We start from the raw sequence: 22,061 nt of genomic DNA on the forward strand, positions 1-22,061 counted from the left end.
AATTGTTCGCGCTTGCGATTTCCGCATCGTCCACCCGAAGCGGCCGGGGATCAAGCCCCTGGCCGCTTCGGTCTGTTGCCTGTCAGACCGGCATCAGCCCCAGCACTTGGCGAGGCCTTCCTTGGTGTCGATGGACTTCACCCCCTCCGCGGGCTTGTCGGTCACGAGGTTGACGCCGGTGTCGAAGAAATCCTTGCCTTCGGTCGGCTTGGGCTTCGTCCCGTCCTTGGCGTAAGCGGCGATCGCTTCGATGCCGAGTGCCGCCATCTGCAGCGGATATTGCTGTGAGGTCGCACCGATCACGCCCTCGGCGACCGACTTCACGCCGGGGCAGCCGCCATCGACCGACACGATCAGCACATTGCCTTCGAGACCCACGGCCTTGAGCGCCTGGTAGGCGCCGACGGCTGCCGGCTCGTTGATGGTGTGAATCACGTTGATGCCGGGGTCCTTCTGGAGGAGGTTCTCCATCGCCTTGCGGCCGCCTTCCTCGTTGCCGTTGGTGACGTCGTGGCCGACGATACGCGGATCATCCTCGTCGCCGATCTTGTTGGGGTCCTTCACGTCGATGCCGTAGCCCATCATGAAGCCCTGGTCGCGCAGCACGTCGACCGTCGGCTGCGAGGGCGTCAGGTCGAGGAAGCCGATCCTGGCATCCTTCGCCTTGTCGCCGAGGGTGGCTGCGGCCCACGCGCCAATCAGCTTGCCGGCCTCCAGATTGTCGGTCGCAAAGGTCGCGTCAGCGGCGTCGAGCGGATCAAGCGGCGTGTCCAGCGCGATCACCAGCAGACCGGCGTCACGTGCCTTCTTCACCGCCGGGACGATGCCCTTGGTGTCCGATGCGGTGATCAGGATACCCTTGGCGCCGTCGGCGATGCAGCTTTCGATCGCCGCCACCTGGCTTTCGCTGTCGCCGTCGATCTTGCCCGCGTAAGCTTTGAGCTCGACGCCAAGTTCTTTAGCTTTGGCCGACGCGCCTTCCTTCATCTTGACGAAGAACGGGTTGGTGTCGGTCTTGGTGATCAGGCAGGCGCCGACATCGGCGGCGGACGCAGCCGAGGTGAAGGCCATGAGTCCCAGCCCGGCCGCGGCAAAAACGGTGGATCTTAGCAGTGCTGTTTTGGTCACGATTTTCCTCCCAGTGGATCCAGTTTGGATGCCGGCCAACCGGCATCGCATGAGCATCCAGCGACTTCTCCCAGCGTGGACGCTTGCCCCAAGAGAATACCAGACTGAGGTTTCTGTCAATAATTAAATCACTCTTATTTATTATTGACAGCGTGGCGTCGGTCACCCATTCTGGCCAAAAGCATTGAGGAAAACGACGGGAGGAAAAGGGGTGGAGACCGGCATCACAAGGCACGGTTCGCCCGAGGCAGCCAAAAGCCGCATTCACCGCGGCACCAACCAGAGCGGCATGCGGGACCACAATGAGCGGCTGGTGCTGTCACTGGTGCGCCAGCACGGCAGCCTGGCGAAGTCCGACATTGCGCGCGTGACCGGACTTTCGGCCCAGACGGTTTCGGTCATCATGCGCGAGCTCGAGGAGGACAACCTTCTTGTCCGCCAGGCGCCGCTGCGCGGCAAGATCGGCCAACCTTCCATTCCGATGGCGCTCAATCCCGATGGAGCCTATTTCATCGGCCTGAAGATCGGCCGTCGTAGCGCCGAACTCGTGCTGATCGATTTTCTCGGCAATGTGCGCTCGATGCTGCAGCATTCCTACCGCTATCCGGCACCGCGCGAGACGGTCGAGTTCGTCACCTCCGGCATGAAGACGATGCGCGGCGAACTCACCCCGGCGCAGGACAAGCGCATTGCCGGACTTGGCATCGCCATGCCGTTCGAATTGTGGAGCTGGGCCGATACGGCAGGTGCGCCGCGCGACGTCATGGACGAATGGCGCCACCGAGACATCCGCGCCGACATCCAGGCACAGTGCGAATTCCCGGTCTACCTGCAAAATGACGCCACCTCTGCCTGCGGCGCCGAACTGGTGTTCGGCAAAGCGGGCACGCCACGCGACTTCGTCTATTTCTACATCGGCGCCTTCGCCGGCGGCGGCATCGTGCTGAACGGTCACCTTTTCGGCGGACCGACCGGCAATGCCGGCGCGCTGGGTTCGATGCCGGTGCCTGGACCGGACGGCAAGCCTGCCCAATTGATCGACGTGGCGTCGATCGCCATGCTGGAAAAGGCACTCAACGCGCGCGGCGTCGAAGCCTCACATCTGTGGACGTCACCGGAGGATTGGGGCGAAATCGGCGTCGAGCTCGACGATTGGATCGCCTGCGCCTCGCAGGCGCTCGCCTATGCCATTGTGGCGGCGTCATCGGTTATCGATTTCGAGGCGGCGGTGATCGACGGATGGATGCCGAAGGCCGTGCGGCGCCGGCTCGTCGATGCCGTTATCGATGCTATCGGCAAGATCGACGGTGAAGGCCTAAAGGTTCCGGCCGTGCGCGAGGGGACTGTCGGCATTCATGCACGTGCCCTGGGCGGTGCCAGCCTGCCGCTTTCCGAGCGCTTCCTCATCGGCTCGACCACGATTTCCAGGAGTGCCTGAGCGATGCTGATCGGAATCCCGGTGCTGCTCGGTCCACAGCTGCTGGCGACACTGCGTGCCATGGGTCATGGCGACGAGATCGCCCTTGTCGACGGAAACTACCCGGCGAAGGAACAGGCACACCGGCTCATCCGCGCCGACGGTCATCATCTTGTTCCGATGCTCGACGCCATCCTCAGCGTATTGCCTGTCGATGACGCAGTGCCGGAGGCGCTGTTTCGCGCCTCGGTCAAAGGCGATCCCCTGATTGCCGATCCCGTTCATCACGAGATGGAGGCGATCTGCGCCAGGCGTGCTCCGGGCCGCAAGGTGGTTGCGCTTGCCGGCGCCGACTTCTATCAACGGGTCAGGTCCGCGCACGCGATCGTCGCGACAAGCGAGCCGCGGCTCTACGCCAACATCATCATCCGCAAGGGTGTGATCTATCCGCCGGAGAACGGGAAATCATGATCCTCTGTTGCGGCGAAGCCCTGATCGACATGCTGCCACGTACCACGACTGAGGGCGAGCCGGCCTTTGCCCCCTATGTCGGTGGCGCGGTGTTCAACACGGCAATAGCGCTTGGCCGGCTGGGAGCGCCCGCCGGTTTCTTTTCCGGCCTGTCGACGGATCTGTTCGGCAGCCAGTTCAAGGACGCGCTGAGGGCAAGCCAAGTCAGTTCCACCTATGCGCACACATCGCCCCGGCCGACCACGCTCGCCTTCGTGCGGCTGGACAACGGCCAGGCGACCTACACGTTCTACGATGAAAACACAGCCGGACGGATGCTGACCATCGACGATCTGCCGAAACTCGGCAGCGAGATCGAAGCCATGCTGTTCGGCGCCATCAGCCTGATCTCGGAGCCGGCCGGATCCGCCTACGAGGAATTCATGCGGCGCGAGCACAGCCACCGCGTCATGATGCTCGACCCCAACATCCGGCCGAATTTCATACCGGACAAGGCCAAGCATCTCAGGCGTATCCGCTCGATGATGGCCATGGCCGACATCGTGAAGCTGTCGGACGAGGACCTCAACTGGTTTGGCGAAGACGGCTCGCACGAGGACGTCGTCCGCAACTGGCTGGAGCGCGGCCCGACGCTGATCGTCGTTACCCATGGCAGCGAAGGCGCCGTCGGCTACACCAGGGATCACAAGGTCACGGTCGTACCGGACAAGGTCGAGGTGGTCGATACGGTCGGCGCCGGCGACACGTTCAACGCCGGCGTCCTGGCCTCGCTGCACGAGCAAGGCCTGCTGTCGAAGGAGGCGATCGCCAATCTGTCGGAAGACGCCATCCACAAGGCGCTAGCGCTTGGCGCCAAGGCTGCGGCGGTAACCGTGTCGCGGGCCGGCGCCAATCCGCCCTGGCGGCATGAAATCGCCTGATTGGACGGCGGCGCGCTGAAGACGCGCAGGACGTCAATCACTTTATGTTTCGCCCAGCCGCGCGCGTGCGACACAAAGGCCGTGTCGTGCGCAACAAAGGCCCGGATTTCCGGCGTCTGATGGGGACCTGTCGGACTGAGAGGTAACAGGCTGCGACATTTGAGCAATTCGTCGTTTTGTTCGTGCAGCTTTCTCGGCTGGCGCAACTCTGCTACCAGCGGCCGGTTATCTGGCTAATACCGTTTTGAGGCCGACATGCAGTTCATCGATCTAGGCGCGCAGCGCGAACGAATCCGCGACAGGCTGAAAGCCGCCATCGACCGCGTCGTCGACGAGGGGCGCTATATTCTCGGACCTGAGGTCACCGAATTCGAAAACAAGCTCGCCGCCTATATCGGCACCAAGCATGTTGTCGCCTGCGCCAACGGCACCGACGCACTGCTGCTGCCGCTGTTTGCGGCCGGCATCGGTCCAGGTGACGCGGTGTTCGTGCCGAGCTTCACCTTCGCCGCCACGGCGGAAGTGGTGGCGCTGGCCAAGGCCGAGCCGGTTTTCGTCGATGTCGATCCGCAGACCTACAATATCGACATCGCCAGCCTCGAAGCCGCCGTCGCCATGATCAAGGCGGAGGGCCGACTGAAGCCAAGGGCGATCATCCCCGTCGACCTGTTCGGGCTCGCTGCCGACTACGAGGCGATCATGGCCATCGCCGACCGCGAAGGGCTGATGGTGATCGAAGATGCCGCCCAGGCGATCGGCGGCTCGAGCGACGGCAAGATGCTGGGTTCGTTCGGCGCGGTCGGCTCGACCAGCTTCTACCCGGCAAAGCCGCTCGGCTGCTACGGCGACGGCGGCGCGATGTTCACCAATGACGATGCGCTGGCCGAGCAACTTCGCTCGTTCGCCTTCCACGGCAAGGGCGAAACCCAATATGACAATGTCCGCGTCGGCATCAATTCGCGACTCGACACTCTGCAGGCGGCGATCCTGATCGAGAAGCTGGCCATTCTTAAAGACGAGATGGTTGCCCGGCAAGCGGTCGCCAATCGGTATGCCGAAGGCCTCGGCGATATCGTCAAGGCGGCGCGCAACCTGGACGGCGGCCGTTCGGCCTGGGCGCAATATGCCATCGAAACGCCGAAGCGCGACGGGCTGAAGGCGCATCTCGGGGAAAAAGGCATCCCGTCGGTGATCTATTACGTGAAGCCGCTGCACAGCCAGATCGCCTACCGCGACTATCCGCGCACGCCGACCGGCCTTTCCGTCTCGGAGGAACTGCCGAAGCGTATCCTGTGCCTACCGATGCATCCCTATCTGAGCGAAGCCGACCAGGACCGGATCATCGAAACGATCCGTAACTATATCGGCTCGAATTCGGCGCAAAACGCCGCCGCGTAGAGCCACGCGCGAGCACCGGTATACCTCCAGCAATACGCCGATTTGGTATCGCGCGCGTAAGAGAGCGTCGAAGCGGGAAAAGAAGACAATGACGGCCATCTGGTTTCCGCGAGTTCGGCCACCAGATCCCTTCCGGGACGTCAGATCTTGACACCCACAGTCGCTACATCGGTGAGCGCAAATCCCGCATCTATGGTCAGGATCGGCGCCTGGTAGGATTTCGCAGTGGCGTAATGGAAGCAGTCGGCAAGATTGAGCGCACTATTCCGCTCAGCGTCCGGATAGCGGTGCCGTCCATAGCGATCGAAGGCTTGCAGCGCGGCGGTCAACTCACGGCTCGAGATCGCCATAAGCTGGACCCCAGCCACTTCAAGGAACTCCTGCACCCGTGCTTCAGCTTCTGCCATGGGAATCCGCTTTTTGCGAAACAGCCCAACTGTCGCCTCCCATGCAGCCACGACCGATGTAATCGGCCGCGGCGAGCGCGCGGCATCGAGCGCCGCCGCAAGGTCCTCGGCCTCAGGCTCTTCCGTCATAATGGCGATGATTGCAGACGCATCGACGAACATCATTAGTCACCACTGAGGTCATCGAAAAATGTCTTGTCTGCCGCAAGGCCGGTGTCCGGATAGGCCGCGATCTTCGCGCGCAAAGGCTTCAGCCGCTCCCACAGAGGGATCGCCTCCTCGACACGGCGCAATTCGTTCTCCAGGGCCAGCTTCACGGCAGCCGTCTTGTTCAAGCGCGTGCGCGCCGCCAGCTTTTCGGCAAGCCTGTTTACCTCTTCACTGCGAATGTTGAGCGGCACTAGCCAATTCTCCTGTGTAGACGTAAATATAACAACGCCAACACGCGATGGCAACTTCCATCAGGAGAGCATAAGGTTTTGTGGGAGCGCTTCCGTCAATTTCGAGGACGCGCTCGCATGGCGTCAGGTTGGCCCGGCCACCTTGCCGCTGGCGATGAAATGCGGATTGGCGAAGTCCTCGTCATCGCTCTGGTCGCGCTTGCCGTAGGCCAGCGGCTGACCATCGAGTGTGCGCGTTATCCCGCCGGCAGCGCGCAGCACCGCGTCACCCGCCGCAGTGTCCCATTCCATGGTGCGGCCGAAGCGCGGGTAGACGTCGGCCTCGGCGCTGGCGACAAGACAGAATTTCAGCGACGAGCCGACCGAGACGATCTCGGCAGCGCCCACTGTGCGGATATAGGCTTCGGTCTCGGGCGTATTGTGGGACCGGCTGGCGACGACGGTCAGTGGCGCCACACCCGTTCTGGCCGAAATCGGCCGACGGCCGATGATCTGGTAATCGCCATTGATATCGATTGCTTCCGCCCTGCCCGGCCGACCGGAAAAGAAGCGTCCGGTGCATGGCGCAAAGACCACACCGATCTCCGGCACGCCGTGGCGAACGAGCGCGATGTTGACGGTGAAGTCGGTCCTGCGGTTGACGAATTCCTTGGTGCCGTCGAGTGGATCCACCAGGAAGAAGGCGTCGTCGAGGTCGGGCGGCACGATGCCGGCCGATGCCTCTTCCTCAGCCACGCAAGGGATATCGGGGAAGGCGGCGCGCAGCCCGGCGAGAATGATCTTTTCGCTCTCGCGATCGGCTTCGGTCACTGGCGAGTTGTCTGATTTCTGGCCGACCGCGCAGCCGGCATCAAAAACTCGCATCACCTCTCGCCCCGCCGCCAGGGCAAGGCGCTCGAACACCCCGAGCATCGCTTCGTCGTCAGATGCCGCCGCCGCTATCATATTGGTTTTCGGCAATGTCGCGCTCGTTCAGCCAGAGTTCCAGGGCCTCTACCATCTCCTCGGCGGACTTGCCGAGTGTCTTGAGATGGATTTCGGGATTTTCCGGGGCTTCATACGGTGAATCGACGCCGGTGAAATTCTTGATTTCGCCATTCAACGCCCGCGCATAGAGGCCCTTCGGATCGCGTCTGGCGCATTCCTCAAAGGGTGTGTCGACAAACACCTCGACGAATTCACCGCTGGCCATCAATTCCCTGGCCATGCGCCGCTCGGCGCTGAATGGCGAAATAAAGGAAACAATGACGATCAGCCCGGCATCGGCCATCAGGCGCGCCACTTCGGCCACGCGGCGAATGTTTTCGACGCGGTCGGCGTCAGTGAAGCCGAGATCGCGATTGAGCCCGTGGCGGACATTATCGCCATCCAGGATGTAGGTGTGGCGGCCCGTGGCGAACAGCTTCTTCTCGAAAAGATTGGCGATGGTCGACTTGCCCGACCCCGAGAGCCCGGTGAACCAGAACACGGCAGGCCGCTGGTTCTTCAGATCGGCGCGGCCGTGCTTGCCGACATCGAGCGATTGCCAGTGGATGTTTTCGGCGCGGCGCAGCGAATGCAGGATCATGCCGGCGCCGACCGTGGCGTTGGTAATGCGGTCGATCAGGATAAAGGCGCCGGTCGTGCGGTTCTCGGCGAACGTATCGAAGGCGATCGGCGCCCGCGTCGAGATGTTGCAAATGCCGACCTCGTTCATTTCGAGCGACTTGGCCGCCTCATGGGCAAAATCGTTGACGTTGACGCGGTATTTCAGGTCGGTGACAGTAGCGCTGGTCTGATCGGTCTCCGTCCGCAGGATATAGGAGCGGCCCGGCAGCAGCGCGTGCTCGTCGAACCAGACGATGTTGGCGGCGAACTGGTCGGCGACCTGCGGGCGCGCCGCAGGTGACACCAGCATGTTTCCGCGCGAGACCTCGACCTCGTCGTCGAGAACAAGGGTGATGGCCTGGCCTGACACCGCCTGGCTCAGATCGCCGCCATGCGAGACGATGCGCCTGACATGAGCGGACTTGCCGGATTTGGCGACAACGACCTCGTCGCCTGGTGAGACCGAGCCGGACGCAATCGTGCCGGCAAAACCGCGAAAATCGAGATTGGGGCGATTCACATACTGCACCGGAAAACGAAACGGCAGTTCGACGACGGCTTCATCGACTGACACGGCTTCCAGATGTTCGATCAGCGTCGGGCCGGAATACCACGTCGTCTTATCCGAGCGGCTGGTGACGTTGTCGCCGTAACGGGCAGACATCGGGATGGGCACGATCGTCTCGAAGCCAAGCTTGTGCGAAAATTGCCGATAGTCCTCGACGATCCGTTCGAACACCGCCTTGTCGAAGCCGACGAGATCGATCTTGTTGACGGCGAGCGCAATGTGCCGGATGCCCAGCAGCGAGGCGATGATAGAGTGGCGCCTTGTCTGGCGCAGCACGCCTTGCCGGGCGTCGATCAGAACGATGGCCAGATCGGCGGTCGACGCGCCCGTCGCCATGTTGCGCGTGTATTGTTCGTGGCCAGGCGTATCGGCAACGATGAATTTGCGTTTTGGCGTGGCGAAAAAGCGATAGGCGACATCGATGGTGATGCCCTGCTCGCGCTCGGCCTCTAGGCCATCGACCAGCAGGGCGAAATCGACGTCGTCGCCCGTCGTCCCGTGCTTGCGCGAATCACGCTCGAGTGCAGCAAGCTGGTCCTCGAAAATCTGCTTGGTGTCCGAAAGCAGGCGCCCGATCAGCGTCGACTTGCCGTCGTCCACGGAACCGCAGGTCAGGAAGCGCAGCAGCGATTTTTGTTCCTGCACCGCCAGATAGTCGCGAATGCCGTCGGTGGGGGCGAGGCTCTCGGCCGTGATGTGGCGCATGCTCAGAAATACCCCTCGCGCTTCTTCTTTTCCATCGAGCCGGCTTCATCGCGGTCGATCAGGCGGCCCTGCCGTTCGGAGGTGCGCGCCGTGAGCATTTCGCCGACAATGGCCTCCAGCGTGTCGGCGTTGGACTCGATCGCGCCGGTCAGCGGATAGCAGCCGAGCGTGCGGAACCGCACCAGCCGGTTCTCCACCGTCTCGCCGGGACGCAACTCCATGCGATCGTCATCCCTCAGAATGAGCATGCCGTCACGTTCGACGACCGGCCGCTCCTTGGCGAAATAGAGCGGCACGATCGGGATGTCTTCCTGGAGGATGTACTGCCAGATATCGAGTTCGGTCCAGTTCGACAACGGAAAGACCCGGATAGACTCACCGGTCGCGATGCGGGTGTTGAATATCTTCCACATCTCCGGCCGCTGGTTTTTCGGATCCCAGACGTGCTGGGCGTTGCGGAAAGAGAAGATCCGCTCCTTGGCGCGCGATTTCTCCTCGTCGCGCCGCGCCCCGCCGAAGGCTGCATCGAAGCCATATTTGTCGAGCGCCTGGCGCAGCGCCACGGTCTTCATCACATGCGTATGGGTGTTGGAGCCATGGTCGAAGGGATTGATATTATCGCGCACACCATCGCTGTTGACATGGACGAGGAGATCGAAGCCGAGCTTTTGCGCCATCTGATCGCGAAAGGCGATCATCTCGCGGAATTTCCAGGTCGTGTCGACGTGGAGAAAGGGAAAGGGCGGCTTGGCCGGATAAAACGCCTTCATCGCAAGATGCATCAGCACGGAGGAATCCTTGCCGACCGAATAGAGCATGACCGGCTTGGCGAAGGTCGCCGCAACCTCGCGAAATATATGGATGGATTCGGCTTCAAGCCGTTGCAGATGCGTAAGCGCGATGTTCATGGACTTTAAGCGTTCTCTCGTGCCGCCCGGATCTTGCTTCGATGCATCAGGCGCAATTTCTCAGCGGCCCGGTTCAAGCTTCACTTCTGGCGATGTTCTTTTCGTGCAGGCGTTCTAGCAGATCGCCATTATCTATAACAATGCAAGACAGGCCTGCCCTGGCGTGGTTCGAGAATGAATTTTCCACGCAAGGACCAGAACCCGGAAATTCCTGCCCCAGATCGCTAGGCCGTCGCCAGGAGGCGCTAGGACGGCGTTCCGATGGGAACAAGTAATTTTTCACCGTTGTGGTCGATCTCGATCAATTCCCTCTTCTGGCGGGCTGCAAATCCTTTGTGGAAGATAATGGCGTTCATGAAGGCAAACGTCATTGCAAGCGCCTCGGTCCGCAAGGGATAATCGACGAGCGAATGGATGAGAAGAAACGACACGGAGAGAAACGCCGCCTTTTGAAGGGGATCGCGACGAACTCTGGCAAGCGCCATAGAAAGCATTACGAAATAAAGCGCCATTAACAGAACAGCAAGAACTCCGCCTTCGAAAGCTATTTCAAGATACTCATTGTGAGCATGATTTACATATTGCTTGAAAATCATCCCTTCCTTTTCATATATCTGGTAGGCCCTTTGGAAATTTCCAAACCCGACGCCGGTTGCCCAATTCTCTTTGATCCCCTCAATGGTGGTGCGAGCAAACTCTCCTCGCCCGAAAGCTGGATCAATCGCGTCGGCTTCGATCTTCGTCCATGCGCCTATCGTATAGGCTGAAAGGCCTATGAAAACTGCAAGGATGCCGAGTCCACTCACCCTGGAACGGGCTGAAAGAAAGACTATGGACAGGACGGTGATCGCCAACCCGATCAGAACGCCGGCACGCGAACCGGCGGCCAAAAGGAGCAGCAAAAGCGTGGCCAGCCCGAGCGATCCGGACAAAAGATGTCCGCGGAACAGACCGTAATAAACGACGAAGGGGATAGAAACAAAAAGTAACGCCGCAAAATGATTCTGGTTGGCGAAAAGCCCGGCGTTGATCGTGAAAGGCAACAATCCCTCTATGGCGATGTCATTCGAGAGCGAATATTGAATCGCGCCTGCCAGGCCGTTGCAGATAACACCCATAAAGAAGAACGGCAGAAGTGCATGGACCTGCGCGACACGCAAACGCAATACACTCAAAAAAAACGCCGCCAAGGCCACCAGATACAACAGAGATTCGATCGTCCGTCCGACACCGACGCTGACGAAGCGAAATCGGGTTTCTCCAACCAGCCCGGAATCTGCGAGCAACAGCTCCGGTCGCAATCCGCTGAATATCGCCGCAGGCAGCGGGACGATTTGCAAAACCACCAGCGCCACAGCAAAGATAAGCAGCCACAGAACAGAACGGGGGATTCTCTGACCAGAGCTTTGTGAAAAGACCGCCGCCGCCGAGATGATTGCCGCGACCTCAATCAGCGTGTCCGTGTAAAGGCCGCTCGCAGTGCCACCGCCGATCAGCAGCGATATGAACAGAACCGATCCGAGGAGATATTTATCCCATTCCGATGGCCGGTCGCTCAAGATGAAAGTCTCTCGATGCTCAATTTGTGCATTACCAATGTGCCGACATATCGAAAGCGCCAGCTCTCGGCAATGGCGGCAGTTTCCAGCTTCAATAATTGCATGGAGCACCCAGGTCCAACCGAAAAATCCTGACTGAGGGCCTGACGATTGTATGTACCCTCCGGAATATTGAACCGCGCTATTTCGCCAGCAGGCGCCACGCATCTGATCGACCAGAACAACTCTTTAGGAAGCTTCAGGTTTCTTGCAGACGCAGCCAGAGAAATCTTGTAGGAGCCTGGCGGCAGTTGGACATACTGCTGGAGAGCCGTGTTCTTGACGGGCGTATTGAGGAAGCGGACCGTCGCCCCCCCCTCACCTTCGACCGCATCCTGGGATGTTGCAAACGTAACTTCCAGGCCCGACTGATCACCGACGTGCCAATCGAAAGGCTTGCCGCTCCGCACCGGTTCAAAGGTACTGTTGAAAACATACCCGCCCAATTTCCGTTCCTGATCGGACAGGCTGAAAAGGAACAACCGATACGCCCGTTCATATTCCTTTTGACCAATGTACCCTTTGATCACATAGGACAATTCGCTCGAGTTCGGCGGCGCACTTGTCCCAGTCAAATCGAGCAGCAGCCGATTTGCGAAATCGAGCCCGTCGGGGGTTTTAGCCAGAGTGATCAACAGATTGGACCTCCAGGGCGCCGCGGCTCTGATGGCTGCCAGCACAGCGTGGTATCCATCGGGGTTTGAGAGGATTGTCGGCAGCCCCTCGGCGATCGCCGATAATTGATCTGGCCATCGCCGCAGCAAAATATCGATGTCGCGGACTGCCCCGGACAGATCGCCTATTCCGATGGAGCGGCCTATCGACCTCTGGAGCGAGAGGATCTCGGTCTTGGATAATTTTCGAGCTTGATCGAAAAATTCGTAGGCCTGGTCTTTTGCGCCCTGTCGGTACTTGATTTCGCCGATCAGGCTGTAGAGACGTGCGTCCGCAAGATCAAAGCGGAGCGCGCTTTCGGCCTTGGCAAGCAATGCATCGAAATCGGGAGTGTTGCTCGTATCGTTCAGGTCGCCGGTGATTCCGCCTATCAGGGCATCGACGTTCAACGGATCCAGTACGAGGGAAACGGCCGGCGTTTCGGTCTCAAGAAACCGACTTAGCCCGATCGATGAAGCCGCCAACACTAGAACGGATGCGGCGAACCAAACGCTTGAACGCTGGAGATTTTGCGTAAACGGGTTGGCCTGCTCCGTCATCGACCCTGCCCTCCAGTTTCGGGGTATTCGCGCCATAATCGTAGTATTGGTAGTTCATATATTTGTACGCGTAATTGTAGTCGAACTTGTTCACGGCAAACTTTGTCATTGCTGCTCCGACCATGTTTGCGCCGGCGGCCCGCAGGCGTTTCAGCGCCGTCTTCGCCGATTTGCGTGTCACCTGATTGGTGGAAATGACCATCAACGTTCCCTCGGCAAGCCTGCTGAGGATGGGTGCATCTGAAAGGCCGACGATCGGCGGAGCATCGATTATGACAAGATCAAAGCGCTTGCCAAGATTGGTCAAGATCAACGCCATCTTTGGAGACGAGAGCAAATCCGCTGGGTTCGGCGGGAGTGTTCCAGAGGTCAGAACGGTTACGTTCGGATACTTCGTTGGCCTGAAAATACTCGCCAGATCGTCCTTGCGAACGGTGTTCGTAAGAAGATTGCTCAATCCAATTGTGTTGTCGAGACCAAACAGCCGATGAAGGTTCGGCTTTCGCAGATCACCGTCAACAATGAGGACCCTTGCGCCGAGTGCTGCAAAATCCTGCCCCAGCTTGAACGATGTGGTCGACTTGCCCTCCGAGGGTTCCGCACTCGTGACAAGCAGCGAACGCGGCGCGCCCTCAGCACCGGAGAACTGTAGCGATGTTCGAAGTGAGCGATAGGCCTCTGACAACCCGGATTTTTGATCGGAGATGCTGGCAATAAGTTCTCGGTCGTCGACAAGCGGCAGGATGCCGAGCATCACCAATCCTAGTTCCTTTTCGATCTGCTCAGGATTGGTAAAGGTGTTGTTTAACAACTCGATGACGTAAATAATCGATGCGGTCAGAGCCATAAAAAGCGTCAGCGTAATTGCAAGATTTATAATTAGGCGCGGAGAATACGGCGCTCTTGGCGGCATTGCGAAATCGACAACCGCCGCACTTTGCGTCTTGAGTTCGGAGCTCACACCGACCTCATTTAGCTTAGCAATAAGACTATCATACTGCGATCGGTTCGAATCGACCTCTCGCTTAAGGATCGTGTATTTGATATTCTTGTCATTAAATACGACTTGTTGATTTTCCATTTCCCCAAGTTTCGACCTAAGATCGGCTTCCTTATTCTGCGCTTCTTGATATTTTTGCCGCAGTGAATCGGTTATGGTCATAACGCCGTTGTCATAAAGCCTTTGCAGCTCTTTGATCTGCGCCTGAAGCTGCTGCATCTCTGGAAAGCCAGGCTTCAATATGCCCAGTTTCTGCTGGTATTGGCTGGTCAATTCCGACAGCTTTTCGGTGATCTTCTGCAGACCTTCGCTTTCCAAGACTGGGCCGAGGCTCGCCCCGCGACCTTTGTCTATCTGGTCCACCATCCGTCCAGCATCGAGCCGATCCTGGATTGCTGTCGCGAGTGCTGTGTTCAGGGCCTCGATATTCGATCCAATCAGCGATTTGTCGTCGCCGGTTATTGTGATGCCTGCGTCCTTTGCGTAAGCGACAAGTTCCTCTTCGGATTTCTGAAGCTTTTGCTTTACCTGCAACACCTGTTCCTGGATGAACTGCCTTGCTAGATCGGATGTCTCGCTGGTTTGGTCGAGGCGTTGATCGATGAAGCTTTGCGCAACCTGATTGGCTATATCACTTGCATATTTCGGTTGCTGATCGGCATAAGCAATCGACAGCAGGCTCGTGTTGGTGACCAGAGTCACGGTTAGATTATTCAGAACGCGCCCAATCGCAATTGCCTCGCGCTCCTCCGGAGTTCTTTCCTGAATCGAAGGCGCTTTGGATATGCCGAAGGCACGATAGAAGATATTGCTGAGCGAGAAGTCGGGTTTCGGAAACAGGAAGTCGGCCTTTTCGCTAAGCCCTAGTTGAAACACCACACGTTGCGCCAATGAGCGGCTTTTCAGCTTTTCTCGTGTGGTTAAAAATGCCCGCACGTCGCTGTTTTCAGAAATCACCTCGATATCTTGGAAGACTTTTGCCGAGGGAACAAGAACTTCCAATTTTGTAGTGGCCCGATATTTTGGGGTCTGCATCATCGTAACAACGATGCCGGCGACAAGCCCGCCCGCTATCATCATGACGATCAGCCACCGATACTGGGCAACATAGAAAATCAGCTTGAGCGGGTTGAAGCCCTCTTCTCTCTCGGAATAATCGTGACCATACGGGCTGTAGTTTTGCGCACCGTCATAATACAGGTCCGCAGACAAGGCCTGGCCATGCCCTGGGCCTGCAATTTGATGCTGTCTGTTACGGTCGAGCATTGCGTGACAACCTTAGGTTTGTCTCTGGGCTTAATTTTGACCGGCCATGATTTACAATCCGGGGACTACGGCAAGTCTCGCTGCGCTTGATGCAACTCCGAGAGCATCCTTGAGATTGTTCATCGCAATTTTCGATTTCGAGGCGAAGACGACAATCTTGTCGCCACCATAGATGCGTGGATTGCGGCTCTTGCCGGCGCGAATCTGTTCCACATCGTAATTTGCGACCAATGTGTTTGGGCCGATATTGCGGTAGACAAACACTTTTTTTGCATCGCCAACGGCATTGAACCCCCCGGCGAGGGCGACCGCGTCGATGAGGGAGGAATTGCTCGACACCGGAAAAATACCGGCCCTGGTGACTTCGCCATCGACGGTAACGCGCTGTCCGATCGATTCCTTGATATAGACCGATACATCGGGCGACTGCAAATAGTTGGTGCCGTAGGCCGTTTCGATTTCCTGCTCAAGCTGACGAACGGTCTTCCCTGCCGCGGTGACGGTCCCGATAAGTGGAAGCGAAATTTGCCCGCCGGCGTCGACTTGCACGGTTCTGTTCAGATTGTCGACCTGGAACACATTCACCTCCAGCACATCGTTCGGCGACAAAGGCTGCTCGTTGCCGTTCTGGGTGTTCTGCGGCGCAGGCAGCTCTTTTACGACCTGCAAGGCGCCACCGCCCGAGAGCGGCGCCGACGATGCCGTCAGTTGCAGCGCATCGACGGCAGCCGGCGAAGACGATGTCGACGACGTGCTCGTGCAGGCAGAGAGCGAAGCGAGCAAGACAATCATCGCCCCTGTATGGCTTTTTGCGAAATGAAAAACGTCCATTACGCTGTCCCACCCTTCAACAAGCGACCCAATCCTGCAAAGCGACCGGCGTTGCCGGGACTTGGCTTTTTCGAGCGTGCCTTTCCGACCGGCTCGAGCGGCCGGTTCGCCAATATTTCGCCTGGACGTTTCAACACCATGTTGCGGGCCTCATCTTCCCCACATCGCTTCGCCGCCGCGGCGACGGCCTGCGAAAGCCCAGGACGCCGGCGGGTGGCGCCATGGGTGTCCGATGCGATTATATCCACCCTGCCCTCGTCAATCAGCTTTTCCGAATAGTAAAGCGCCGTGCGTCCAAAAGCACCAACAATCGAGTCTGCCGTAAGCTGAACAAGGCAGCCGATTGCATTCAACCTCTCGACAATATCGTAATTTGCTTTGATCCAAGTTAACCGCTCAGGATGGGTAAGAATCGGAACGAACCCGGCGTTAATGAGGCGCAGAGCCAGATCTTCCAGTCTTGGCGGTAAAACGTGATGCGGCGGTTCGAAAAGAAAATAACGAGATCTGTTCAAGGTCGGCACGCTACCCAGCGCCAATTGCTCCGGAAGATCCGGCGCTATATGCACGTCGGCGCCAACATAAAGAGCAAGCGGTATTGCGGCGCGGCGTAGCGCCTGCTCGAACTCTTTAACCGCTCGGGCAATATTTGCCGATCCGTTTTCATACATACCAGGCACGATATGCGGTGTACACGCCATATGGGTCGTTCCGTCGGCCACCGCCAGCCGCGCCATTTCCAGCGATTCGGCAAGACTGGACGAGCCGTCGTCAAGACCAGGCAAGATATGGGAATGCAGGTCGATCATTGACGTTTGTGGCCGCACCCAAGCAACGTAACGACTTCTCCCAAACAACAGGTAAATGCACCGCCCGCACGATAGCGAATGACGCATTCATCAAGTTCATGCAATGCGGTAGATGCCAGACTCAAGCTATTCGCTGACAGCGTGCAAGCTAATGATCAGCGTTGCCGCGCCACCTGTCACAGCGCCACCTGGCCGGGTGAGACGAATCCACCTGGGCCGAAGCGCATCCAGCTCCAACTCAAGTGATAGAGCGGTATGGTTGACGAATTCGATCAATATCCCGACTCCAGCCGGCGCGCCAAGGCCAAGGCATGGAGGCACCGGCAATACAATACAGCAGATGCAGTCACATGCCTCTGCTGTATTGTGTTAACCGCGCCTAACGGCTGACAGCGCCACCGTCGTCGCCGTCATCCTGCGTTGCAGCAAGAATACCGGCCGCACCGGCCATGCCCCCAAAAATAAAGAGCGGGGTGTTGGACCGGTTGCCGCCCGGGGGAATCTGACCCGTATGCTCAGAACTAACGGCGGCAGCCGTCTGCTCGGAGCCCACAACTTTCAGGCAGATGTTGTTCTCGATACGGGAAATGTCGAGGCTTGAATTCGCCGGCACATCCAGGTTGCAGCCACCAACATTAACGGAGGCCGCCCCCTTGGCACCGACCACTATGCGGCTGCCGAAATCCAGAGCATTTCCCGCCTTGGCAGGACCATAGCCAGCGGCCTGCGAAACCATGACGTCGCCATTGGCGCGCCCGATGGAACCAATCGAATTCGCAGCTGCCTGGTAGGGAGTCGTACAGGTGCAAGACGCATCCTGAGCGAACGACGAAACCGGGCCGAAACCGATCGAGGCGACAAATCCGGCCAACGCAACTTTTACAGTGAGGTTCATTCGTTTCGATCCTTTTTGTCCCGCCGCACCTCGGCCCGCCCAGGCACCGAGATATTGAACAAGCGCGTAACAGCTTTTTGCGTTGATTCCAACCTGCTGCGCTTATGCGAGATGATTTTTTGGTTTCTGCTGTGTTTCATTGGACACACTCACTTGGCAGATTTGAATCTAATGTTTCGTGCAAAGGCAAGTTTATTTCATGGCCTTAATGGCCGCCATCGCAGCGATTCTTGGTAGACGAACTATGGTCGAGTCTGTTTAACGTCGGCGATCGCACATTCTGTCTTTCGTTTTATGACAGGCACTTGGCTAAGCTGTGAACTACGAACCTGACAAGCAGGATTTGTAGGTCGAACCTGCTTGCGCCGGCTGTCCGCACAAGATGCCATTCTCGGCAAGTTTGGCGGCCAAATCCGCGCCATCGGGCGTGAGGCATTGCACAACGATGGCATCACCAAGCTTTGAGGCGATATTGCCGTCGCAAGGCGTCCCCTTGCCGACCGGCTTGCAGGTCAGGGCGAGCCCTTGGTAGTCCCGGCGCGCCGCGTCCGTTACGATGGCACGCAGGGATTGAGGCTTGGTAAACGCCACGCCGCATAGCACAATTTTGCGGCCGGCGACGCGGAGATCGTAGACTTCGATCTTTGAGAGAGGTGCTAGCCGTTTGCCCGATCGAACCGACAAGCGAGGCACTTTCTTCGTCTGAATATTCTATGCGTCAGCGCGTCAGGGACTTTAGCGCTGCCCGTAGCCCGCGCACGGACGCAGCCGTGTTCTGGCCGGTATCGAAGATAGTCATCGAAGCCTCACTCATCTCTCGGCGCAAATCCGCGTCATCGACCAAGCGTATCATTTTCTCTGCCAGGTCCGTACTGTCGCCGGCTGCGAAGGGAAGTGTATTGCGCCCTGGCTGGGCGATGTCTGTTGGCCCAATAGCACCTACGGAGTCAGACACCAGCAGCGGCAGTCCAACTGCTGCTGCCTCTGACAAAGTCAGTGGATGCGGATCATAGCCGGCAGCGTGCACAAGAACGTCAGCCGCTGCATAGAACTCCGGCAACCTGTCGACATTGACGAAACCAGCCAATGTGACAGGAAGTTTGTTGTTTGACGCGATTTTGGCAATCGCGTCGTGTTGATCGCCGTTGCCAGCAACAACCACAGACAGCCTCCCCTGCAAGTCTGGTCTTTGTGCCAGCGCGGCCTTCAACGCATCGATAATTATCATAGGCCGCTTGCGTTCCGTCAGTTTGCCGACTGCAAGGAAACATACGGCATCCTGAGAGACACCCCACTGCGTGCGCAGCTTCGAGTTCGCCGCCTTCCGACCCTCTCTTGCGGCCAGATGCGCTTGCTCGTCAATCGTGAATGGCGTGCGGAAAAGCTTGTCGCTAGGCACACCATAGGAGCGATACATGGCTTCGCTCCTGTCTCCGACGGTCAGCATTCTCGAATATGCTTTGAAAGCGACCCTCAGCAAGCCGCGGCGCAGTGTCTGCGACACGGAGGCCGGACGCGGGCTGTCGAAACTATCCGAGATCATCAGCGATGGTTTGTGATGCAGCTTCGACCAGAGCAACGCAAACCTCTGTGTCGGTTGCGCATAGCCGTAAAGCACAACTGCATCCGGCCTAAATCGCGACAGCGCGGCGAATACGCTCGGGTTGCGGACATGAGATCGACCCGATTCCCGCATTCGGTCCGCCTCGGGAAGAAACTCGTGTGCATAACCCGAGGTGAGATCCATGGCCCAGGAGATTTCTGTTCCCATAACAGTATCGTAGTAAGGCTTCAGCCCTGCGGTTGAACAAAACATGACCTTGGAGTCGATACCCTCAATCTGTGCGATTGCTCGATAAAAGGGCACAAAATGCTGAATTGGATGAGAAGCAACAATAGCGACGCGCATCAGTATTTCGACCGGCTAATTATATATGAAACCCGACCACCGAGATTGCAGCCGCTTGGGACACACGTTCCGAGACGAAATTTACGTCCCGAAGAAACAGCTTGTTGTCGGCAACGGCATCTTGCGCACGCGCCTCTATATAGGGGGTGAGCTTCCGCGTGAACGGATCGTATGAATAGGGTGCAAAGCCACGTTCGCGAATGAAAGCTTCGATGTCAGCATTGTCGTGACCAAAGGTCTTGCCGCCCTCGTTCAACTCGACGATCATACCCCTTAGTTCCGGATGCGAAAGCGTCTGCCGTGCCCCATCGAGCACTTCGGTTTCAAAGCCCTCGACATCAATCTTAATCAAGGTCGGGGGGGTCGTCGCGCTGAAACTGTCAAGTGTCCGCACTTTGACCTCCAGCCGGCCGGCATCCGAGCTGTCGGTGTCAAGCGCCACGCGATTGACAGTGTCGAGATTGCTGGTGAAGTATTTAGTCTCGTCGCGATTGCCCACGCCGATATTCTGCGCGTTCACCAGGCCTTCCGCATTGTTGACCCTGACGTTTGCGATCAGCTTCGCAAATGTCGACGGAATCGGCTCGAAACAGATGGTCTTGGCGCCGGCGGCTGCCGAAGCCAGCAGCGTGTAGGAACCAACATTGGCGCCGACATCATAGAACACGTCTCCAGAGCGCAGGAAATGCAGCAGAAACGCCATGTCGTGGAACTCATGCAGGCCGCAATAGATGTTGCCCGTCAGCCCTACGGCGCCGGGCTCAGCTATGAACCGTGCGCCATTGGCAAATGGCATGATGACCGGCTGTCCAAGCAAGCGTGCGCCGATCTGCCAGCGCAAATAGCGTGACCAGGCCGCCGTACGGCTGCGACGGGAGAGCGGGTGAGTGTTGAGGAATCGTGCGGTCGTGCGGAAGCTGTGTATAATACCCAATCTAGAATTCCCTGATGGCAATGCCGCGTTGGTCGGTTTCGGTGCTCGCCTTCGGTCCCAGCGGAAATGCGTGTTCTATCAAGTCCGAAATCTCGGCAGCGCGCCTCGCGTAGGAATAGGCCGGCACACAGCGTTGATATGCCCGTCCAATCATCTCCCGGCGCAATTCCGGCCGATGAAGGTAAAACCGGCACTTGTCGGCAAGTTCCTCGACTGTGGAGAATACGTCGATCTCACGCCCCGGCGTGAAATATTCACGTATCTCCGGGTTGTCGACATGCAGCATGAAACCGCCGCAAGCCGGGATTTCGAATGACCGGGTTGAAACAAGATCTTCCCATTCGCCAGACCCCGCGGTCCGCCCGAGATGAACGGCAACGTTGATCCGCGCCTTCTGGATGGCGTCGCTGTAGCGCAACGACATCGGAATGCCGGCTTTGACCAGATCGCGATCCGCGCCGGAGAGTTCACTCTCCCATCGGTGGCCCATGATCTTGATGTCGAGCTCTGGTGCCGCATGCTTCAGGCCGACCAGCCATCGCTGCTTAGCGGGAGAGTGGTTACCGATATAGCCGATATCGGCATCATAGTCCTGTTCCCGTATCTCTCGCGACAGTGGGAGGTGCGCAGCGCTACAATAGCCATGTGGAACGAAGTGGGCCCGATCTCCCATCCCGAGTTCCGTAAGATAGGCCATATGAAATGACTTGCTGGACACGAACATATCGAATTGTTTCAAGGATTGGACGTCGATGCCCTGATGATTGAAGTGGAAGTCGGGATAGAAGCAGATGATTTTGGTGCCCATGCCTTTGAACCGAGCGAGCAGCTCGGGCGTCAGCGACCATCCCTTGACTGTGAACAGCACATCGGGCTTCAGGCTTTCGCAATCCTCGATCAGCCGCCGATGATAGTCCCTGATGCGCGCCCGAAATGAGACGCGGCTGACCACCTTGGAGAGTCGCGACTGCACGGGTCCACCGACGATGTAGCCGTAATCGACATCCTGAACAAGCCAGCCCGTCTCACGAAACCCATCGCGAAGGCCTTGGTCGGTCGATCCTGTCCAGAAATTGCCGCCAAACAGCATGCACTTGGTGCGCGTGCTGTCAGTTCGCTGAGACGACGAGATCGGATTTGCCAGGTCCGGCACAACAACTTGCTTCAGTATGTCGGCCAAGCGCTATTGAGCTCCAAAGCCAGTCAGAACGGGTCTTGATGGTCCTGACTATGATAAACAGGTTAAGCGACGGTGATGTAGAAGAAGTCGTAGTGCAGATTCTTGGGCACGTCGTCAACCCGCAACGTGCGCTTGATTGACCTGAGCCCAACCGATTACGCCGCACCTCAGAATTTGACGATGGAGCGGCAGCTCGCCTTTATACCGCTGCGAGCACTACCGCTTCTGGATGGGTCCGATCCAGCTCATCCGGACAAACCCCAGCGCAAATGTGAGTCATGAGCCTGTGCTTTTTCGCTCAGCGGAATTTGCCGAGAATCGTCCGAGTCGTGTGTTGGATCCACGGACGCGTTTTAGCAATGACCTTGCCCCGCGCCTCACTCAACTCGTCGCTTAATCTCAATGGATCGAACTTGCAGCCAGCGGATAGCGTCCTGACGTTGCGATCATCGATTCCCGTGGGTAAGTGCCATGACCAAGGCTTCGCAAGATCGGGCCGGCCGGTTCTTGACGGA

Annotated in this window: 20 protein-coding genes; 4 read left to right on the plus strand and 16 right to left on the minus strand. The window is 58.2% G+C overall.

What is annotated here, in order from left to right:
- Positions 1-93: 93 nt before the first annotated feature.
- Complete coding sequence (locus BQ8794_RS24735) at positions 94-1,071, minus strand: sugar ABC transporter substrate-binding protein (RefSeq protein ID WP_236388945.1); 978 nt, start codon at positions 1,069-1,071, stop codon at positions 94-96.
- Between the two features lie 268 nt (positions 1,072-1,339).
- On the opposite strand from BQ8794_RS24735, the gene BQ8794_RS24740 reads away from it, so the two are divergent.
- The 4 genes from BQ8794_RS24740 (at position 1,340) to BQ8794_RS24755 (ending at position 5,334) form a co-directional block, all read left to right on the plus strand.
- Complete coding sequence (locus tag BQ8794_RS24740; RefSeq protein WP_077381224.1) at positions 1,340-2,566, plus strand: ROK family transcriptional regulator; 1,227 nt, start codon at positions 1,340-1,342, stop codon at positions 2,564-2,566.
- Positions 2,567-2,569: 3 nt separating this feature from the next.
- Positions 2,570-3,016: an RbsD/FucU family protein gene (locus tag BQ8794_RS24745; protein ID WP_077381225.1), complete on the plus strand. Its 447-nt coding sequence runs from the start codon at positions 2,570-2,572 to the stop codon at positions 3,014-3,016.
- Positions 3,013-3,936 (plus strand): carbohydrate kinase family protein, encoded by a 924-nt coding sequence (locus BQ8794_RS24750; RefSeq protein WP_077381226.1) that lies wholly within the window; start codon positions 3,013-3,015, stop codon positions 3,934-3,936. The genes BQ8794_RS24745 and BQ8794_RS24750 overlap by 4 nt, the downstream gene beginning before the upstream one ends.
- 255 nt (positions 3,937-4,191) lie before the next feature.
- Entirely contained in the window at positions 4,192-5,334 is a 1,143-nt protein-coding gene (locus tag BQ8794_RS24755) for a DegT/DnrJ/EryC1/StrS family aminotransferase (RefSeq protein WP_077381227.1), read from the plus strand.
- Positions 5,335-5,474: 140 nt separating this feature from the next.
- Here the strand turns inward: BQ8794_RS24755 and BQ8794_RS24760 are convergent, their stop codons facing one another.
- The 15 genes from BQ8794_RS24760 to BQ8794_RS24830 form a co-directional block, all read right to left on the minus strand.
- Complete coding sequence (locus BQ8794_RS24760; protein WP_244555090.1) at positions 5,475-5,906, minus strand: type II toxin-antitoxin system VapC family toxin; 432 nt, start codon at positions 5,904-5,906, stop codon at positions 5,475-5,477.
- Positions 5,906-6,142 (minus strand): type II toxin-antitoxin system VapB family antitoxin, encoded by a 237-nt coding sequence (locus BQ8794_RS24765; protein WP_077381228.1) that lies wholly within the window; start codon positions 6,140-6,142, stop codon positions 5,906-5,908. The genes BQ8794_RS24760 and BQ8794_RS24765 overlap by 1 nt, the downstream gene beginning before the upstream one ends.
- Positions 6,143-6,265: 123 nt before the next feature.
- Positions 6,266-7,054 (minus strand): 3'(2'),5'-bisphosphate nucleotidase CysQ, encoded by a 789-nt coding sequence (gene cysQ, locus BQ8794_RS24770; protein WP_167378852.1) that lies wholly within the window; start codon positions 7,052-7,054, stop codon positions 6,266-6,268.
- A gap of 10 nt (positions 7,055-7,064) precedes the next feature.
- Entirely contained in the window at positions 7,065-9,002 is a 1,938-nt protein-coding gene (cysN, locus tag BQ8794_RS24775) for a sulfate adenylyltransferase subunit CysN (RefSeq protein WP_167378827.1), read from the minus strand.
- Positions 9,003-9,004: 2 nt separating this feature from the next.
- The gene (gene cysD / locus BQ8794_RS24780) at positions 9,005-9,910 is read right to left on the minus strand and encodes a sulfate adenylyltransferase subunit CysD (RefSeq protein WP_077381231.1); all 906 of its coding nucleotides are present in this window, start codon (positions 9,908-9,910) and stop codon (positions 9,005-9,007) included.
- A 245-nt stretch (positions 9,911-10,155) separates the two neighbouring features.
- A complete protein-coding gene (locus BQ8794_RS24785; RefSeq protein ID WP_077381232.1) occupies positions 10,156-11,469 on the minus strand; it encodes an O-antigen ligase family protein in 1,314 nt (437 codons plus the stop codon).
- Positions 11,466-12,722: a tetratricopeptide repeat protein gene (locus BQ8794_RS24790; RefSeq protein ID WP_077381233.1), complete on the minus strand. Its 1,257-nt coding sequence runs from the start codon at positions 12,720-12,722 to the stop codon at positions 11,466-11,468. Before BQ8794_RS24790 ends, BQ8794_RS24785 begins: the two co-directional genes overlap by 4 nt.
- Positions 12,610-14,988, minus strand: coding sequence for a GumC family protein (locus BQ8794_RS24795; protein WP_077381234.1), 2,379 nt, complete (start codon positions 14,986-14,988; stop codon positions 12,610-12,612). Before BQ8794_RS24795 ends, BQ8794_RS24790 begins: the two co-directional genes overlap by 113 nt.
- Positions 14,989-15,039: 51 nt before the next feature.
- Complete coding sequence (locus tag BQ8794_RS24800; RefSeq protein WP_077381235.1) at positions 15,040-15,819, minus strand: polysaccharide biosynthesis/export family protein; 780 nt, start codon at positions 15,817-15,819, stop codon at positions 15,040-15,042.
- Positions 15,819-16,628, minus strand: a complete 810-nt coding sequence (locus tag BQ8794_RS24805; protein ID WP_077381236.1) for a tyrosine-protein phosphatase — start codon at positions 16,626-16,628, stop codon at positions 15,819-15,821. Before BQ8794_RS24805 ends, BQ8794_RS24800 begins: the two co-directional genes overlap by 1 nt.
- A 379-nt stretch (positions 16,629-17,007) precedes the next feature.
- Complete coding sequence (locus BQ8794_RS24810) at positions 17,008-17,523, minus strand: hypothetical protein (RefSeq protein WP_077381237.1); 516 nt, start codon at positions 17,521-17,523, stop codon at positions 17,008-17,010.
- Between the two features lie 321 nt (positions 17,524-17,844).
- The gene (locus BQ8794_RS24815; protein ID WP_077381238.1) at positions 17,845-18,207 is read right to left on the minus strand and encodes a hypothetical protein; all 363 of its coding nucleotides are present in this window, start codon (positions 18,205-18,207) and stop codon (positions 17,845-17,847) included.
- Between the two features lie 34 nt (positions 18,208-18,241).
- The gene (locus BQ8794_RS24820; protein WP_077381239.1) at positions 18,242-19,432 is read right to left on the minus strand and encodes a glycosyltransferase family 4 protein; all 1,191 of its coding nucleotides are present in this window, start codon (positions 19,430-19,432) and stop codon (positions 18,242-18,244) included.
- Positions 19,433-19,451: 19 nt separating this feature from the next.
- A complete protein-coding gene (locus tag BQ8794_RS24825) occupies positions 19,452-20,273 on the minus strand; it encodes an FkbM family methyltransferase (protein ID WP_077381240.1) in 822 nt (273 codons plus the stop codon).
- Between the two features lie 94 nt (positions 20,274-20,367).
- The gene (locus BQ8794_RS24830; protein WP_077381241.1) at positions 20,368-21,546 is read right to left on the minus strand and encodes a CgeB family protein; all 1,179 of its coding nucleotides are present in this window, start codon (positions 21,544-21,546) and stop codon (positions 20,368-20,370) included.
- Between the last annotated feature and the right edge of the window lie 515 nt (positions 21,547-22,061).

The organism is Mesorhizobium prunaredense, assembly GCF_900156895.1.
Classification (GTDB): Bacteria; Pseudomonadota; Alphaproteobacteria; order Rhizobiales; family Rhizobiaceae; genus Mesorhizobium; species Mesorhizobium prunaredense.

Coding starts and splice junctions, on each gene's coding strand:
- BQ8794_RS24735 (WP_236388945.1), bottom strand. CDS start 1,071: ATGGCCTTCACCTCGGCTGCGTCCGCCGCCGATGTCGGCGCCTGCCTG.
- BQ8794_RS24745 (WP_077381225.1), top strand. CDS start 2,570: ATGCTGATCGGAATCCCGGTGCTGCTCGGTCCACAGCTGCTGGCGACA.
- BQ8794_RS24750 (WP_077381226.1), top strand. CDS start 3,013: ATGATCCTCTGTTGCGGCGAAGCCCTGATCGACATGCTGCCACGTACC.
- BQ8794_RS24755 (WP_077381227.1), top strand. CDS start 4,192: ATGCAGTTCATCGATCTAGGCGCGCAGCGCGAACGAATCCGCGACAGG.
- BQ8794_RS24760 (WP_244555090.1), bottom strand. CDS start 5,906: ATGATGTTCGTCGATGCGTCTGCAATCATCGCCATTATGACGGAAGAG.
- cysQ (WP_167378852.1), bottom strand. CDS start 7,054: ATGCTCGGGGTGTTCGAGCGCCTTGCCCTGGCGGCGGGGCGAGAGGTG.
- cysN (WP_167378827.1), bottom strand. CDS start 9,002: ATGCGCCACATCACGGCCGAGAGCCTCGCCCCCACCGACGGCATTCGC.
- cysD (WP_077381231.1), bottom strand. CDS start 9,910: ATGAACATCGCGCTTACGCATCTGCAACGGCTTGAAGCCGAATCCATC.
- BQ8794_RS24790 (WP_077381233.1), bottom strand. CDS start 12,722: ATGACGGAGCAGGCCAACCCGTTTACGCAAAATCTCCAGCGTTCAAGC.
- BQ8794_RS24795 (WP_077381234.1), bottom strand. CDS start 14,988: ATGCTCGACCGTAACAGACAGCATCAAATTGCAGGCCCAGGGCATGGC.
- BQ8794_RS24800 (WP_077381235.1), bottom strand. CDS start 15,819: ATGGACGTTTTTCATTTCGCAAAAAGCCATACAGGGGCGATGATTGTC.
- BQ8794_RS24805 (WP_077381236.1), bottom strand. CDS start 16,628: ATGATCGACCTGCATTCCCATATCTTGCCTGGTCTTGACGACGGCTCG.
- BQ8794_RS24810 (WP_077381237.1), bottom strand. CDS start 17,523: ATGAACCTCACTGTAAAAGTTGCGTTGGCCGGATTTGTCGCCTCGATC.
- BQ8794_RS24820 (WP_077381239.1), bottom strand. CDS start 19,432: ATGCGCGTCGCTATTGTTGCTTCTCATCCAATTCAGCATTTTGTGCCC.